The organism is Sphingobacterium corticis, assembly GCF_042684745.1.
Classification (GTDB): domain Bacteria; phylum Bacteroidota; class Bacteroidia; order Sphingobacteriales; family Sphingobacteriaceae; genus Sphingobacterium; species Sphingobacterium corticis.
In genome coordinates, this window is the sequence record NZ_JBHUMA010000004.1 from 535,788 (window position 1) to 552,043 (window position 16,256).

Here is a 16,256-nt window from a genome sequence, read left to right on the forward strand (position 1 = left end):
CTTTTAAATTATAACCCTAACCGTAATGTCAATGTATATTGTCTGGCAATCGGCGCGGCAACCCCCCCGGCATTGATAAACTCAGGATCTTGTCCATTCAGCTTTTTATCCGCATACAGTAGGAAGGTATTTGTGGCATTCAAACGAAGGCTCAGTCCGGTGATTTTCCAGTTGTTGATCATGCTCTTAGGGAAATCATACTGGAAAGAGACATCTTTCAATCGGATAAAGTCTCCACTAGCTACACGAGCTGTTGAATAATTGTAGGCATTGTAAGCGTACGACAGGTTGCTATTGTTGCGGTTCTGACGAATGCTAGCAATCGTTGGCACATCGGTAAAATCCTCATCTCCTGGCACTACCCAACGGTTAGCAAACTCGCGTGGTGTAGCCGTCAAATCGCTATAGTCCCTGGCAAACACTGGATCAAGACGCACGGTATTACCGAACGAATAGGTAAAGAATAAATTCAACCGGAAGTTTTTGTAGGTCAATATGTTGCTGAAACTTCCAAAATCTGTAGGCTCCGTTGGTCCTTCATACACCAAGAAATCCAACTTATCACGCTCTTGGAAATTGATCGAAGTGATGGTCTCCACATTGTTCTGATTCAGGAAGATAGGCAAACCTTCATTGTTGAGTTTAACGAATGGAATAGAGTATAAAGCCCTGTGTGGGCCACCCACCATCGCAAAACCATTACCTGTCATAAAATCTATAGCGCGGTAGTTCGTCTCCAGCTTAGTGACCTCGTTCACTACGTGAGTGTAGATAAAGCTGGATGTCCAACTGAAGTTGGTATTTTTGAAGATATTTGCCGTAACACCTAATTCGAAACCATTAGATTTCATCTCAGCAACGTTACCATATTTGGAAATCTGCCCTCCCAATCCCTGCGTATTGACAATACCAATCAGGTCAAAGTTATCGCGTTTGAAATAATCTGCTTCGATGTTGATTCGGTTGTTGAAGAAGCCGATCTGTGTTCCTAAGTTAAGCTCATATTTCTTCTCATAAGTCAACTGGCTGTTTTCTACCTCCCGTACACGCAAGCCTGATTCGGTATCACCCGCATTTGGTCTCCAAGGGTTGAACGGCTCGATCACTGAACGTGCGTTGGTTACGAAAGCCGGACCGCGGTCACCATTTAGTGCATAAGAACCTTTTAACAATAAGGACGATACGTAAGGCTGTACATTTTCAAAGAAACGCTCACGATCTACATTCCAGGCACCGGACACGTTCCATGTTGGCATCCAGCGTGCTTGCGAAGTCATCCCTAAGCGGTTTGAACCATCATAGCGGTAGGTACCTGTGATAGTATATTTACCGTCGTAAGTATAGATACCTTGCGCGGCGAAAGCTGCTTCACGTGCGCGGCTATTATTCATGCTGAAATACTGGGTATTCTGCTCCTGACCTTGTTTAAACACTAGGTAGTTGGTAAATGGAATTTCGCCCAAATCGTACTGCAAGCCCCAACCTCTAAACCAAGTATTGTTACGGTCGAAGAAATTGATATCTGACATCCCAAACAATGTCAGGGCATGCTTATCGGCAAATGTCTCGTTGAACTGTAAGGTAGTACGATACTGTTGCGCCACCATCATGTGGTCAGTACGATTATAAATACCACCTTCTGGTAGGACGGAAATCGGCACAGCATACGGATTTAGGGGATCCCTGTATAGATAAGGGTTGACGTCTCTGATCGCCGTAGTAGGCATCCAGCGATAAGCCTGCGCCTGATTCGACTGATCCTTGATGTGGTGGCTTTGTGCTGTATTTTGGAAACGAATAGATCCCAAAGTAGAAAGCTCTAAGTTGCGCAAGATTTTCCAATCCAATCTTCCTTGGAAACGCAAGTCTGAAGCATCCACATCCATATAGTTATTTTCTAATTCGTGAAGAATGTTGAATGGCGCATAATTACGCTTGTAAAACGTATGTGGATCTAATGTACGCGAAGTATTCATCGCGTAACGGTAAGGATTAATATCGAAATCGCGTCGCACGGCACCAAATACGCCGTCAATACTTTGCGCAAGGGTACCAGGAGCTTGTTGCTGACGGTAAGATCCCCCCGTAATCAAGTTCAACTTCAGATTGTCAAAAATATTGAAGTTGGCATTCAAGTTGGCTGTGTAACGCTTTACACCACTAGCTTTTGTCCAACCTGCATCATCGACCACACTTAGAGAGCCGTAGTACTGAGAGCGCTCGTTACCCGATGACAAACTTAAGGAGTGCGTATGCTGTATAGTATTGCTGTATAGCTCCTTAAACCAGTTTGTGTTGCGGTATTCTGCTTCACGCAAATGCGCATTAACATTCGCTCCGCCCAATTCGAAGTCATTGTATAATTGGCCACTATTGATCAAGTCATACATCTTGCCGTATACACCACTGCTAGAAGCATTGGTCGTTCCGGCTAGGCGAAGATATCCTTTCTGATACATCTCTTGATACACACCCATCTGCTCTTGAGAGTTCATAATATTGAACTCGCTGTACCGTGGCGTTGCTCGAGAAGTGTACTCGCCCGAATAGTTGATGCTGCTACGTCCGGCGGCTCCTTTTTTGGTCGTGATGACGATAACCCCGGCCATACCTTTGGCACCATAAATAGATGTGGCAGATCCGTCTTTCAGAATCTCAAAAGACTCGATATCATTCGCGTTCAAACCAGCTACCGCCGAGCTGATCAGAGTAAGTGCATCTCCAGAAGATAAGGCATCTGCACCCACATCGGCCACGTCGTCGATAATCACCCCATCGAGTACCCATAGAGGTTTGGAGTTACCGAAGATAGATGTAGCACCACGAACACGAATCTTTGGCGCAGTACCAAATGTTCCGGAAACGTTCTGCACTGTAACACCCGCAACACGACCTTCCAACCCGCGGCTTGGATCGATCATACCACCGATTTCTGTTTCTTCGCCGGTGATTCTCTTCGTAGCTCCTGAGAAGGTACGTCTATCAATACGTACCCCAACTCCAGTTACTACGACTTCTTCAATGTCCCCCTCTTCGTTTTTAAGGTTGATAGTTAAAACCGCTCGATTTAGAATATTCACTCGCTGGGTTGTGTACCCCAGATAAGTCACCTCTAAAACATCGTTGCCTTGCGCAGTAACTTGAAAAGCTCCATCCTCACCTGTAGAGGCGACAAACCCTGTTCTCACTACTCGTATCGTAGCACCGGCGATCCCTTTTCCCTCGTCGTTGCGAACAACACCTTTTATTACATTTTGGTCATTACTATTTACTGTAATAATATACGCAGGCTCGACATTCGTTGCGACCGAGCTGCCTCTACCCTCTTTAGCTATAAACCCCGATAAATCTGAAGCTCTTGTTTGAGAAATTATTGCGAAAGCCATAAAAGCAATGGACGTAATTCGCTTTCGAGTCCCCAAATTGTTAACGCGTCCCCATGCGCTTTTTTCGATCGATCTTGAGAATTGTGGTATTTTATTTTTCATATACCTTTAGTTAATTTTGTTAGTTTTCATTGTAAAACTTAGCCATTTTGGTGACTAAACCATTGTTAGTTAGCCTAATTGTTTACCTCCCTGTTAAAAATAAAATTATTGATGTAGGCCTATAGAGTCAAAGCGAATACACTATTGTCGTTTTTAAATTTTTTGAAATGAATTAGCAAACTCATTACTTGAACTGAATTTTTCTAAAACTTAAATCGATATGATTTAAAAAACTGCAATAAAACTAGTTTTTGAAGATAAAATCTCCATAATAAACGTCGTTTTTGGTCGACGCGATTAACACTTTTTGGCTTGTTGGCTCAAACTTAAATTTTTCCCTTGAATTATACAATAAAAAAATTATTCAATTTGTGTTTACTAACAGAAGTGATGAGCGAATCTAGTTCCAGCAACTTTATTTTTCCTTCAAAAAAGCAATCGATTGGGCAAATTACGCAATCGATTTCGTTCATTTAAAATTCCGCACGGAGCGAATTCTCGCACTATATTGGCTGCAGTACATAAGTGTTTATTAATTTAAATCATCCACTTTGGTGGACGATCCAAACCCGTCCCATTATGAAAAAGTTTTTATTATTCACTTGGTTATTTTTGCTTATAGGCCAATTTGCCTATGCACAAGTTGATGTCTTCGGACAGATAATGGATGCGAAAGGAGTACTGCTACCCGGCGTATCCGTGTCCGAAAAATCCGACCCCAATAATGCTGTCTCTACTGATGCTTCAGGTGTGTTTCGAATACGCTTATCAAACGAACAATCTATTTTAGCTATTTATAGCCTTGGCTTTGAACGACAAGAGATTGTTGTAGGTGCAGCGCGTAAATTGACGATAACACTTTACGCTGGAGAAGCTCATCTAGACGAAGTAATCGTTACAGGTTATACGACGCAAAAAAGAAGTGAGATTACTGCTTCAATCACCACAATTAGTAGCGAGGAGTTGTTGAATGCACCAGCTTCGCATAGCGCAGCTAACCTGCTACAAGGGAAGGCCGCAGGTGTGGATGTGATGACGCAAACTGGAAGGCCAGGCTCCATTCCTACAGTGCGTATACGAGGCAGAAGTTCTATCTCTTCACAGACAGAAGCTCTCTGGGTTGTCGATGGCGTGATAGCATCGTCTATTCCGGACATTAATCCAAACGATATTGAATCCATGTCAATATTAAAAGACGGTGCGGCGACTTCTCAATATGGATCTAGAGGAGTGAACGGCGTGGTGGTTGTTACAACGAAACGTGCAAAGCAACTGGACACGGGTCAATTAACGGCTAATTTGAGTATGGGAAGCTCACATTTCAACCCTGATAATTTTCGTGTGATGACGGGCGAAGAATTAAAAACCATGTTTACTCAATTTACCAACCAAGAAGCAATTCCGCCGACCCCAGAGTCCGTGCTAAATGGAGATTTTGATTGGTTTAAAAATGGTACGCAAGCAGGAAGATTGAATAATTTTAACACATCCTACATTGGTAAATCCGAGAGAGCATCCATCTTCACGTCGGCCAGCTATTACAAGGAAGAAGGCTCGGTAAAGGGTTTCAAGTACGATCGTTTTTCCGGTCGATTGAACGTAGATTACGCATTAACAGATCGATTGTTGTTTAAGCCGAAAATCAACATGACTTATACAGAAAGTGATCAACGCGAACATTCCATTTATCAAATGTATTTGAACCTCCCATGGGATTCGCCGTATGCAGACGATGGATCGGTGTTGAATCCGCGTCGCGGTAATGTGACGTGGTTAGGTCGCGATTATTCAAATTATTTATTTGACCTGCAATACAACTATTCGACATCAAACACCTTTAATATCCAATCGAATATAGATTTTGAGTACAAGTTTAATGACCAATTTACATTCGCGTCGTCGAATAATCTGTCGTATTTAAATGGAGAAGGTTTAACTTATATTGATCCTAAATCAGATGCAGGACTTGCAGAGAATGGGTTACTGGGGAACAATGCACATAGACAAACGTCGCGTTTCTCAAACCAAATGCTCCGCTACAAAAACAACTTCGACAAGCATGCTATTCAGGCTTTCGTAGCATACGAATATACAGACTACAACTCCAAATCCTTATCAGCACTTGGAAAAGGTATCGTTCCGGGATCGCAAATTTTGGACATAACTTCTGCACCGCAATCTATTGGAGGAACACGCAACGAATATGCCTTTCAATCGGGCATGCTACAGGCCGAGTATAGCTACGATGATCGCTATAGCTTTCAAGGCTCTATCCGTCGCGACGGAAGCTCAAGATTCGGAACGAACAAACGTTACGGTACTTTCTTCGCTATTTCCGGAGCATGGAATATTCAAAACGAAGCCTTTTTCGACGTGAATGCGATTAATTTTCTAAGATTAAGATCATCTTATGGTCAAGTTGGCAATGTGCCAAATTCGTTTTACGCTTCTCATTCCCTATTCTCCCTCCATGCACAGTATGCATCCGCACCAGGTGGGGGAATGAGTCAATTAGGAAATAGTGCTGTATCTTGGGAAACGTCAAAAAACACCAACATCGGTCTGGAGATCGGATTTTTAAAACGCTTTGATTCCACGATTGAGCTATATAACAATAATACCGATGGTCTTTTACAATTCGTATCCCTTCCTTCCACGGCTGGTTGGTCAGGGTATTGGGAAAATGTTGGAGCGGTACGAAACCGCGGATTAGAAGCTAGCCTCGGCGCAAGCTTACTCCCGTCAACCTATGCATTTCAATGGAGACTGGATTTTAATATTGCGTTTAACCGAAATAAGATATCCGCGCTGTACAAAGATCAAGATATTCCTGCGGGAAATATGCGTCGATCCGTTGGTAGAGATATTGATTCTTATTTCATGCGTAAGTGGGTTGGTGTAAATCCAGAAAATGGAGATCCTCTTTGGGAAAAGGTTGATCCAGCAACTGGAGAAATCGAGGTTACCAACAACTACAATCAAGCAACATTACAGTTTGTTAACAAAACAGCTACACCAAAATATCAAGGTGGACTGAGCTCAGCAATGTCGTATAAAAACTTCTATCTGAACGCTATGTTTGCTTTTACCAAAGGCGCTTGGGCATACAATTCAGGCAGACAGCTTTTCGATGCGGACGGAGCCTATCCATACTATAATCAAATGGCTTTAATAAATGGCTGGTCGAGATGGACTCCGGAAAATACGGACGCTACTCATCCTCGATTAATTTACAATTCGCAAAATGCGTCGAATGGAGTGTCTTCTCGTTATCTAGAGGATGCTTCCTTGTTACGGTTGAGAACTTTGTCTTTAGGCTATAGATTACCTCAGTCGCTTGCAAAAAAACTTTCGTTATCTGGACTCGATCTTTATATATCGGGTGACAACTTATGGTCGGTAACCAAGTTTTCTGGCCTTGATCCTGAAGGCGTGTTGGCGGTATCGGCAAGCAGAAATCCTGACGGAGATGGAGATGCTACAGCACAATACCCTACACCAAAGCGGATTCTATTTGGAGTAAACATTTCATTTTAAACGATCTAAACCAAAACATATGAAAAATTTAACTATTTATTCCTGCATCCTGGGGCTTATCTGTTCTGGCTGTAACTTGGATCGAACACCATTTTCACACATTGCCGAAGATGACCTAACAGCCATCGAAGGTAGTCTCGCGTCGCTAACTGTCGGAAATTATTCGCAATTAAAAGGATGGGTAGAAAACTGGCACCGGATAACGGAATATCCGGGCACAAACGTATCCTTAAGTGGCACAACGAGCGACCACCTATATCCTTCTTACAACCTTCAACGATTAGTAAATAGCATCCGGGTTAATAACTTTTGGGAAATGTCTTACCGCAACATTGTTGGATGTAATCTAATTATCGAACGCATCGCGGAAGGCGAGAGTGATGAACACGATCAGTTGTTAGCTGAAAACTTGTATCTACGTGGGATGCTTTATTTTTACTTGACGAATGTATTTGGACGGCCATACAATCAGGGCCCTGACAATCTCTCGGTACCCATTAAACTTTCAACGAATATCCAGGAAAATCCAATCCGTTCTACTGTGGAAGAAGTGTACCTGCAAATAGAACAGGATTTATTACGTGCAGAACAGCTATTTACGTCAAAAAAGAAAAATATCTATGCATCAAAAGAGGTAGCACAGGCGTTATTGGCTAGAATGTATTTGTATCAAGGGAAAAATGATAAAGCGTTGGAATATGCCGATAAAGTTATCCAATCGGGACGTTACTCCTTACTACCAACAAGTGAATTTCCGAATTACTCTATTAAAATTCCGGAAGATAATTCCGAAACTATCTTTGCTATACGTCACGTAAAAGATGTCGATTATGCTAGCAATGGATGGTTTACTATTGGTTCGCTCTATGCGCATTATTTGGGCTCAGGTTGGGGCGAAATGTATGCATCACGCACGTACCTAGAATTAATCAGAAAGTATCCAACGGACGTACGATATACATTCATAGAAGCAGTTCCCACCAATAACCCTACTCAATTTGATGAAACTTGGGCTTTATATGTAAACGATGATTACCGATATGCATACAAGGTTGTCAGTGCACATGGAGACGATTACACATACCTAGAAAACGGTGTTATAAAGCGTTTGATAAAACAACCAAACAACGTTGATGGATATGATTATTTCGTGGAAGACGGTAATCGACTAAAGACAGTGCTTATTGAAGAAGCGATGGACATGCGCAATGGCTATCCGAAGTACTACATTTCAAAAGCATCTGGACAAGAAGGTCAGGCACACTTGCTATCACCAGTAATTTCTAGATTGGCAGAAATTTACTTAATCCGTGCGGAAGCCAACGCAAAATTAGGAAATTATTCAGCTGCATTGAACGATGTCAATACATTGCGCACGCGTGCTGGAATTCCTGATGTAGGACTGTACACGCTGAGCAATCTAGGAAAAAAGAGCGTTATGGATGTAATCATGGAAGAACGTCAACTGGAACTAGCCTGGGAAGGTCATAGTAAATTTGACCATATTAGAAACGGAATTACTATCGACAGGCGCTATCCGGGAACTCACTTATCGGGCGCGACGCCGTTGTTTGTGATTCCGGCTTCGAGCCCATCCATCATAGAATACATTCCTGAAAGACAAATTGTACTATCAGGAGGTGTATTAACGCAAAATCCTTAATGTAAAATTTCAATTCTTTGTTGGAGATTGAACTTTATCAACTTAATGCGCGGCAAGCACGAAATAGTCATTATGATTACTATTCAACGTCATTCTTGTTTTTTACCTACGTCAGTAATATTAATTATTTATACTATATTTGCAAATATTTCGCTTTGGCGAAATATTTGCTACGATTCTTGGTACGATTCTAGCTATACTTATGGTATTCACGGCAATTTGTAGCGATTACCAAAAAATCACGTTTCTGTATACGAGGCGGTTTTAGGTGAAAAATAGTGAAGAGGGAAAAATAGTGAAGAGGAAAATTATACAGATTAAATTATGGGTTTTTTTTCGAGATTTTTAGGTAATAAAGACGAAAAAGGAAATGTAAAAGTCCTTGGAAAACTAGCGTTTTTGGAGGTAGATATGCACAATCATATCCTTCCTGGAATTGACGATGGTAGTAAAAATACGCAGCAATCTATTAACTTAATTAACGGGCTGCAGCATATGGGGTTAAATAGATTAATATGCACGCCTCATATCATGGAGGGAGTACATCGTAATAACATATCTACAATCACAAAAGCTTATTCTGAACTTGAAATTGCTTTAGCTGAAGAAAATAAAAAACCACAAATTCGTGTGGCTGCGGAACACATGATTGATGATGGAATAGCTACTTTAATTAGTACAGACTCCCTATGCGTTATGCCGGGTGGTTATGTGCTGATAGAAATGTCGTATCTTTCAGAGTCTCGCGCATTGTTTCATACAATACAGAACATTATAAAACTTGGGTACAAGCCAATTCTAGCTCATCCAGAAAGGTATAATTATTACCATATGGACTTTGGCATGTATAAGCAAATAAAAGATGCGGGATGCTTGCTGCAGTTAAACCTTTTAGCTATAAGTAGATATTATGGCGAATCCGTCAAAGCGATTGCGTTAACGCTCTTAAAGTCTGGAATGTACGATTTTGTAGGCACAGACCTTCATCACGAACGCCACTTAAAGGCTTTAGAGCAAGTTGTTGCCAAATACCCAGTCCGTGATATGTTGAAAACCTGTAAGATAAAGAATCAAACGTTACTGGATTGTTCTGATTCGAATTTTTCTATAGCTGCGGGGTAGATTTTTTACCTAAAGCCTACCTTTGTTTCACACATAACAGCTTTACGTAAGCTACTAAAGTGTTTTGAACTAAACTGCACGCTATTAATAAATTCTTCGTTTTACAGTACTTACCCGTTAAAAGTAAAATTAATCAAACGTTAACAAGTTCTCATTAACAATTCATTAACAGGCAGATGTATATTAGGTAGTTATATTTGAATCAGCTAAATCAATTAAGCTAATTTTTAACTAAAACTACCTTTTATGAAAATCAAAACCAAGTTAGCCTATGCGCTATTTATTGGGATTACAACATTCGGAATGGGAGGGTGCGAAAAGGAAGAAGTTCGGCAGTATGAACTGCTTCCTGAGCAAGAAGAGCCAGAAATGGACATTACCTCTTCCGGCACGATTTCCGTCAACTTTGAAAATTCCGGCGGGGCTGGTGCCAACGAGGGGTCCCTCAAATTGGTCGATAACGACTACAATTCGAAATTTTTAATTAATCCTTATCGAGAAAATCTTTATATGCAATTGCGATTCCCAGGAGGTATTGCCGTATCAGCATACATTTTGGCGTCTGCCAATGATGCGCAAGATAGAGATCCAAAAACTTGGGACTTAGTAGGTTCGAACGATTTGGAGAATTGGACGGTAATCGATTCCAAAACCGATTACATGTTTACATCACGTTTGCAAAAAGCGCGCTTTGACATAGACAACTCCACCTTGTATAGGTATTACAGATTGAATATAAAAGCCATTCGTGGTGGCAGTGGATTATTCCAGATGGCTGAGTGGCGATTGATCTATGATCCAAACCGCAAAACCGACTAATAACCATTTCACTATCAATACAAACAATTATGAATAATAGAAATTTACTATTCATGATTGCTAGTTTTATCACTATCCTATTGGCTAATAACGCCTTTGGACAGGAAAACTTGCAATCAACTGTGTCCGGGATTGTCAGGGACGAGTTGGAGGTTGCCCTAACCGGTGTAACCGTACAAAATAAAACCACCGGAGAAACCCAAGTGACTGGAAATCTGGGAGATTTTAGAATCCGAGCTCTTCGCGGAGATTCATTAATCTTCAATTTCGTTGGATATAAAACTTACATATCTAGAATAGGTAACATCACGAATCTGAATATAACATTGGAGGCGGACGATCAAAGTATCAACGAAGTTGTGGTCGTTGGCTTTGGTCAGCAAAAGAAAATCTCAGTTGTTGGTGCACAATCGAGTGTAAACGTAGACAATTTGAAGCAACCCGTGGCAAATTTGAGTGCAACGCTTGCTGGGCGCATCGCAGGTTTAGTTGGTGTGCAACGGACTGGTTTACCCGGAGCCGATGGTGCTGATTTATGGATTCGCGGTATCTCCACATTTAATCGTTCAGGTAATAATGCAGGTCCCTTGGTTGTCGTTGACGGTGTTCAGGGACGTGACATAAATAGTTTTGATCCAGAAGATATTGCATCATTCTCCATACTAAAAGATGCAGCAGCTACATCTGTATATGGTGTCGCAGGAGCAAACGGAGTTATTTTAATTACTACTAAAAAGGGAAATAGTGGCAAACCCACTTTGATGTTTAATTACAATCAAGGTATCACGGCATTTACTCGTCGTCCAGAGTTAACCGATGGGGTAACCTATATGTTGCTTCGCAATGAAGCACAACGCGCGTCAGGCATGACACCGGAATATTCCAATAATTACATTAACAATACTATCTTAGGAACAGATCCTTTGTTATATCCAAATGTAAATTGGATGGACGCTTTGTTCAATGATATGTCCGACAATAAGCGAGCTAATTTCAGTGCGCGTGGCGGATCCGATTTCGCTAACTACTACATTTCGGGTGCTTACTACGATGAAACTGCCCTATTGAACACCGATGCCTTACAAAGCTATAATGCATCAACCCGCTTCAAACGTTACAACTTTACGTCCAACGTAGGAATGAATTGGACAAAAACTACTAAGTTTGAATTAGGTATTCAAGGATATATTTCCAACCTAAATTATCCGGGTGTAAATCCACAAGATGCATTTGCGAACGTAATGCAAACCAACCCGGTTTTGTATCCACAAATGTACCCAGGTGGCTTTGTTCCTGGTGTAAGTTCCGCAGGCGCTCAACCAAATCCATACGGACAGATTTCACAAACAGGAACGCAAAATACTTTCCGCAATCAAATCATGTCGAATGCTAGATTAATTCAAGATCTAGGATTTTGGGTGCCAGGTTTGACATTTAATGCTCTATACTCTTTCGATATTTGGAATTCGCACCGCATAGATCGTACACGCACAAGAAGTACATATCTCATCAACAGGCTATTCCCTTACGATGAAAACGGAAACCCTATATTGAACATCATTTCTCAAGGGTCTGACGACTTAGGTTTTGGAAGAGCTAACGACTCCAATCGTCAATTCTACACAGAAGCTTCGTTTAACTATAACACCACTATTGCTGATGATCACAGTCTAACCGCCATGATCTTGTATAATCAACGTGAAGAAGTACGCGCTTTTGCAAATTCAGTGACGTCATCTTTGCCGTATCGCCAGCAGGGTTTAGTAGGTCGTTTGACTTATGGATACCAAGACAAATACTTCTTTGAAGGTAACTTTGGTTATAATGGTTCAGAAAATTTTGCACCAGGTTTTAAATATGGCTTTTTCCCTTCATTTGGTTTAGGATGGGTGGTGTCTAACGAGAAATTCTTCCAGCCTTTGGCAGAAACGATCAATTTTCTAAAGTTACGTTATTCCAACGGTATTGTGGGCGATGGCGGTAACGGAGGCAGACGGTTCGGCTACTTGACTTTGGTAAACACGAATGTAGATGGAGGCGGATACACGTTTGGAAATGGAACTAATAATGTTGGATATGCAGGCGGTGCTATTACCGATTACGGTACTAATGTGCGTTGGGCAGAAGCTCACAAGCAAAACTTAGGTATCGAAATAAACACATTACAAAATAAGCTATCCTTAGTAGTTGATTTGTTCAAGGAACGTCGTAGTGGCGTATTTCTGCAAAGAGAATCGTTACCAAACTTTGTCGGGCTAAATACCGCTCCCTGGGGTAACTTGGGAATTATTGAGAATAAAGGATTTGATGCCACTTTGGAACTTACTCCATTCCCAATCGGAAACCTATTTGTTGATATGCGCGGAACCTATACCTTTAACCGTGATAAGGTGATTGAGAACGACATGCCAAAACAGCCTTTCTCTTATATGGAACGTCGCGGAGTAAATTATTTATCTAGTTTCGGTTACGTAGCCGACGGTCTCTTCCAATCTCAAGCAGAAATTGATCAACATGCAAACCAGTCCGCTCTAGGGCAACAGCGTGTTGGTGATATTCGTTATAGGGATCTGAATGGCGATGGCATAGTTGATGCAAACGATATTACTCGAATTGGTAATGGTGACGTTCCTAACCATATCTTTGGATTCGGGATCAACTTCACCTACAAACAGTTTTACATAGGAGGATTTTTCCAAGGTGTTTCCGGAGCAGAGCGTTTAATTTCGGGTGATGGCATTATACCGTTCAACAACAGTACTGGAGCTGAACGCAGCAACTTATTTGCTATAGCAGAAGATCGATGGACAGAAGAAAACCCTTTAGAAAACCCATTCTATCCACGTCTAGCATATGGTAATACAGCGAACAGAAACAATGCAGTAGCATCCTCTTGGTGGGTTAAAGATATAGATTTTCTTCGCTTGAAGACAGTTGACTTAGGATATAACCTTCCGAAGACTACCGCAGATCGTTTGTTACTAAAAAATGCTCGTATATACTTACAGGGATACAATTTGCTTACGTGGAGTAAATTTAAACTATGGGATCCAGAATTAAATACTTCTAATGGTTCTCGTTATCCGAACATCCGGACTTTTACTTTAGGTGTTCAAGCATCATTTTAACTACCCGTTTTAATACATAAGACATGAAAAAATTAATCAATCTTTGTCTGATCCTCACGGCGATGTTCGTAACAACAAGTTGTAAGGATTATTTGGATCAAGTACCAGATGACGTTATAACTATCGATAAGATTTTTCAATCGAAGGTCAATACCGATCGCTTTCTTGCCAACATATATAATACACTTCCAAATGAGCACGCGCAACGTTTTGTTGGCACAACAAATTCTGGTCCATGGAACGCTGCATCTGATGATTCAGAATACACTTGGGATTTCAATTACGCCAATAACATGAACCGCAGCGTTTGGGCTAACACGGATGGGACTGTTGCAGGTTATTGGACGAACTACTACAGAGGCATTCGAAACGCATCGTATTTTATGGCGAATATCGACGGAGCCAATGCCTCTGAGGTAACGGATTTAATGAAAACCACTTATAAAGCAGAAGCAAGAGCATTGCGCGCATTATATTACTTTTTCTTAGTTCGTATGTACGGCGCCGTACCTCTCATCGGCGATCAAGTGCTAGACTTAGACGCGCCGATTGAAGATCTAAAATTGAGCAGAACTCCGTTCGATGAATGTATCGCTTTCATTGTTTCCGAATTGGATATAGCGTACAACGATCTGCCTTACCTACCTGCCAACGATGAGTTTGGCCGCATCACCAAGGGTATCGTAAAAGCGTACAAAGCACAGGCACTACTGTTACAAGCCAGTCCCTTATTCAATGGGAACCCGGATTATGCATCTGTGGCGAATAGAGATGGTACGCCACTATATAGTCAAAGCGTAGATGTCGCGAAATGGACCGAGGCCGCAAATGCTGCAAAAGCGTTCTTAGATGAGTTTGTGCCTAACTATTATGATCTATATACTGTCACCAACGCCGACCCCTTTCAGGCCGCTTATTTAGCTTGTCGTAACGTAATGACCGTAGATTGGAACAAAGAATGGATATTTGCTCGTTCGAATAGTGGCAACAATATGCAGTACGATCGTACGCCTAAGCATGTAGGATTTCCTTCAGCTGCGCAGGGTGGTGGTGCGCATGGTGCTACACAATCCATTGTAGATGCTTATTATATGCGTAACGGCTTACCGATTGAAAACGCTGCTTCTGGCTATGTTTCGTCGGGCTTTGTTAGCTTTCGTGCACCATTTGATGTCGCCAACCGTACTACCTACGCTGCTTACACCAATCGTGAACCTCGATTCTATGTAGGTATCACTTATAACGGGGCTTATTGGTTGAATCAAGCAAATAGCTCGACAGCAGTAGTTTCCAATTTCAATTACAATGGCAATTCTGGCCGTGTGCAAAGTACATCTGACGTGACGCCAACTGGATATACAGTTCGTAAAAATGTTGCTGCTAACAACAACAATAGAGGTGCTCTATTATTACGCTTAGCAAATGTTTATTTGGATTACGCAGAAGCTTTGAACGAGTCAAGCCCAGGCAACGCAGATATCTTACGTTACTTGAACCTAATCAGAACCAGAGCTGGTGTACCTGTATTAGGATCCACAGGCATTCCAGTACCTGCGTCTCAGGAAGCAATGCGTGAAGCCATCCGCAGAGAGCGTCGTGTGGAATTATCTTTCGAGAGTGTGCGTTATTTTGATACGCGCCGCTGGAAAATCGCTGCGACTACCGATAACGGACCGATCTATGGACTGAACTTACAAGGAGATGGAGATGCGTTCTACCAAAGAACAGTAATAGAAAATCGCATCTTCCGAGCCAACAGAGATTATTTATTCCCTATCCCGAATAATGAAATACTTAAAAACGAAAATCTCGTTCAAAATCCAGGCTGGTAAAGTTAGACTGTTCAAAATTACTTTTCAGGCGCATCAACTTTGATGCGCCTCTCTTTCTTCACGTATCGAAGTCAAACACGTTATTACGGAAATCCAAACATTTCTATGTGAATCCGCGTTATAAAAAGACACCATTCAGATAGATATGAAAAAAACAGGAATACTATTCGGGGTTGCTAGCGCAGCCATTTTGATGATGAGTTCGTGTAATAATGGACCTACTAACGGAAATGAACAAAAAATTGATCCCGCTTTGGAGGAACCAGCTACTGGCGACGACAATATGCACATCGATTATACCGCAGCTGAACATTTCTTGGTGCGTCCATCTTATACAGGCACACTTAACAACCCGAAAATAGAAACTAAAGCCAAGTTTGATAGCATCTTCTATTGCACACACGAGCACCCTGAGGCGGTAGAAGTAGATTTCGACAAAAACTACGTTATTGCAGTAGTAGCGCCCAATACAAACACTCGCAACACGGTAAAACCAATCAGTTTGAGGAAATCTGAGCCGAACGAAGTAGTATTAACATATCGATGGGAAAGCGGAACACAGCAGCCGGATAGCACGCGTTCTAGCTTAGCATTGATTGTAAAGAAGGAACATGATGGAACAGTCATTCTGAACGAATCTCGCTAGTTCTTTCGAACCAAAATCTAA

8 protein-coding genes are annotated in these 16,256 nt (G+C 41.6%); 7 read left to right on the top strand and 1 reads right to left on the bottom strand.

Annotated features, from left to right (window positions below; translation table 11 throughout):
- Window positions 1-8 precede the first annotated feature (8 nt).
- A complete protein-coding gene (locus tag ACFSQ3_RS03665) occupies window positions 9-3,488 on the bottom strand; it encodes a SusC/RagA family TonB-linked outer membrane protein (RefSeq protein WP_380867561.1) in 3,480 nt (1,159 codons plus the stop codon).
- A 579-nt stretch (window positions 3,489-4,067) separates the two neighbouring features.
- Here ACFSQ3_RS03665 and ACFSQ3_RS03670 point away from each other — a divergent pair.
- From ACFSQ3_RS03670 to ACFSQ3_RS03700, 7 genes are all read left to right on the top strand, one after another.
- Window positions 4,068-7,025, top strand: coding sequence for a SusC/RagA family TonB-linked outer membrane protein (locus tag ACFSQ3_RS03670; RefSeq protein WP_380867563.1), 2,958 nt, complete (start codon window positions 4,068-4,070; stop codon window positions 7,023-7,025).
- 19 nt (window positions 7,026-7,044) lie between these two features.
- Window positions 7,045-8,688 (top strand): RagB/SusD family nutrient uptake outer membrane protein, encoded by a 1,644-nt coding sequence (locus tag ACFSQ3_RS03675; protein ID WP_380867565.1) that lies wholly within the window; start codon window positions 7,045-7,047, stop codon window positions 8,686-8,688.
- A gap of 324 nt (window positions 8,689-9,012) precedes the next feature.
- Complete coding sequence (locus ACFSQ3_RS03680; protein ID WP_380867568.1) at window positions 9,013-9,810, top strand: tyrosine-protein phosphatase; 798 nt, start codon at window positions 9,013-9,015, stop codon at window positions 9,808-9,810.
- A gap of 246 nt (window positions 9,811-10,056) precedes the next feature.
- On the top strand, window positions 10,057-10,629 hold the full coding sequence (locus ACFSQ3_RS03685; protein WP_380867569.1) for an ATP/GTP-binding protein: 573 nt from the start codon (window positions 10,057-10,059) through the stop codon (window positions 10,627-10,629).
- Window positions 10,630-10,658: 29 nt separating this feature from the next.
- Window positions 10,659-13,757: a SusC/RagA family TonB-linked outer membrane protein gene (locus ACFSQ3_RS03690; RefSeq protein WP_380867572.1), complete on the top strand. Its 3,099-nt coding sequence runs from the start codon at window positions 10,659-10,661 to the stop codon at window positions 13,755-13,757.
- A 23-nt stretch (window positions 13,758-13,780) separates the two neighbouring features.
- Window positions 13,781-15,589 (top strand): RagB/SusD family nutrient uptake outer membrane protein, encoded by a 1,809-nt coding sequence (locus tag ACFSQ3_RS03695; RefSeq protein WP_380867574.1) that lies wholly within the window; start codon window positions 13,781-13,783, stop codon window positions 15,587-15,589.
- Window positions 15,590-15,734: 145 nt separating this feature from the next.
- Window positions 15,735-16,235 (top strand): hypothetical protein, encoded by a 501-nt coding sequence (locus ACFSQ3_RS03700; RefSeq protein ID WP_380867575.1) that lies wholly within the window; start codon window positions 15,735-15,737, stop codon window positions 16,233-16,235.
- Window positions 16,236-16,256 lie beyond the last annotated feature (21 nt).

Coding starts and splice junctions, on each gene's coding strand:
- ACFSQ3_RS03665 (WP_380867561.1), bottom strand. CDS start 3,488: ATGAAAAATAAAATACCACAATTCTCAAGATCGATCGAAAAAAGCGCA.
- ACFSQ3_RS03670 (WP_380867563.1), top strand. CDS start 4,068: ATGAAAAAGTTTTTATTATTCACTTGGTTATTTTTGCTTATAGGCCAA.
- ACFSQ3_RS03675 (WP_380867565.1), top strand. CDS start 7,045: ATGAAAAATTTAACTATTTATTCCTGCATCCTGGGGCTTATCTGTTCT.
- ACFSQ3_RS03680 (WP_380867568.1), top strand. CDS start 9,013: ATGGGTTTTTTTTCGAGATTTTTAGGTAATAAAGACGAAAAAGGAAAT.
- ACFSQ3_RS03685 (WP_380867569.1), top strand. CDS start 10,057: ATGAAAATCAAAACCAAGTTAGCCTATGCGCTATTTATTGGGATTACA.
- ACFSQ3_RS03690 (WP_380867572.1), top strand. CDS start 10,659: ATGAATAATAGAAATTTACTATTCATGATTGCTAGTTTTATCACTATC.
- ACFSQ3_RS03695 (WP_380867574.1), top strand. CDS start 13,781: ATGAAAAAATTAATCAATCTTTGTCTGATCCTCACGGCGATGTTCGTA.
- ACFSQ3_RS03700 (WP_380867575.1), top strand. CDS start 15,735: ATGAAAAAAACAGGAATACTATTCGGGGTTGCTAGCGCAGCCATTTTG.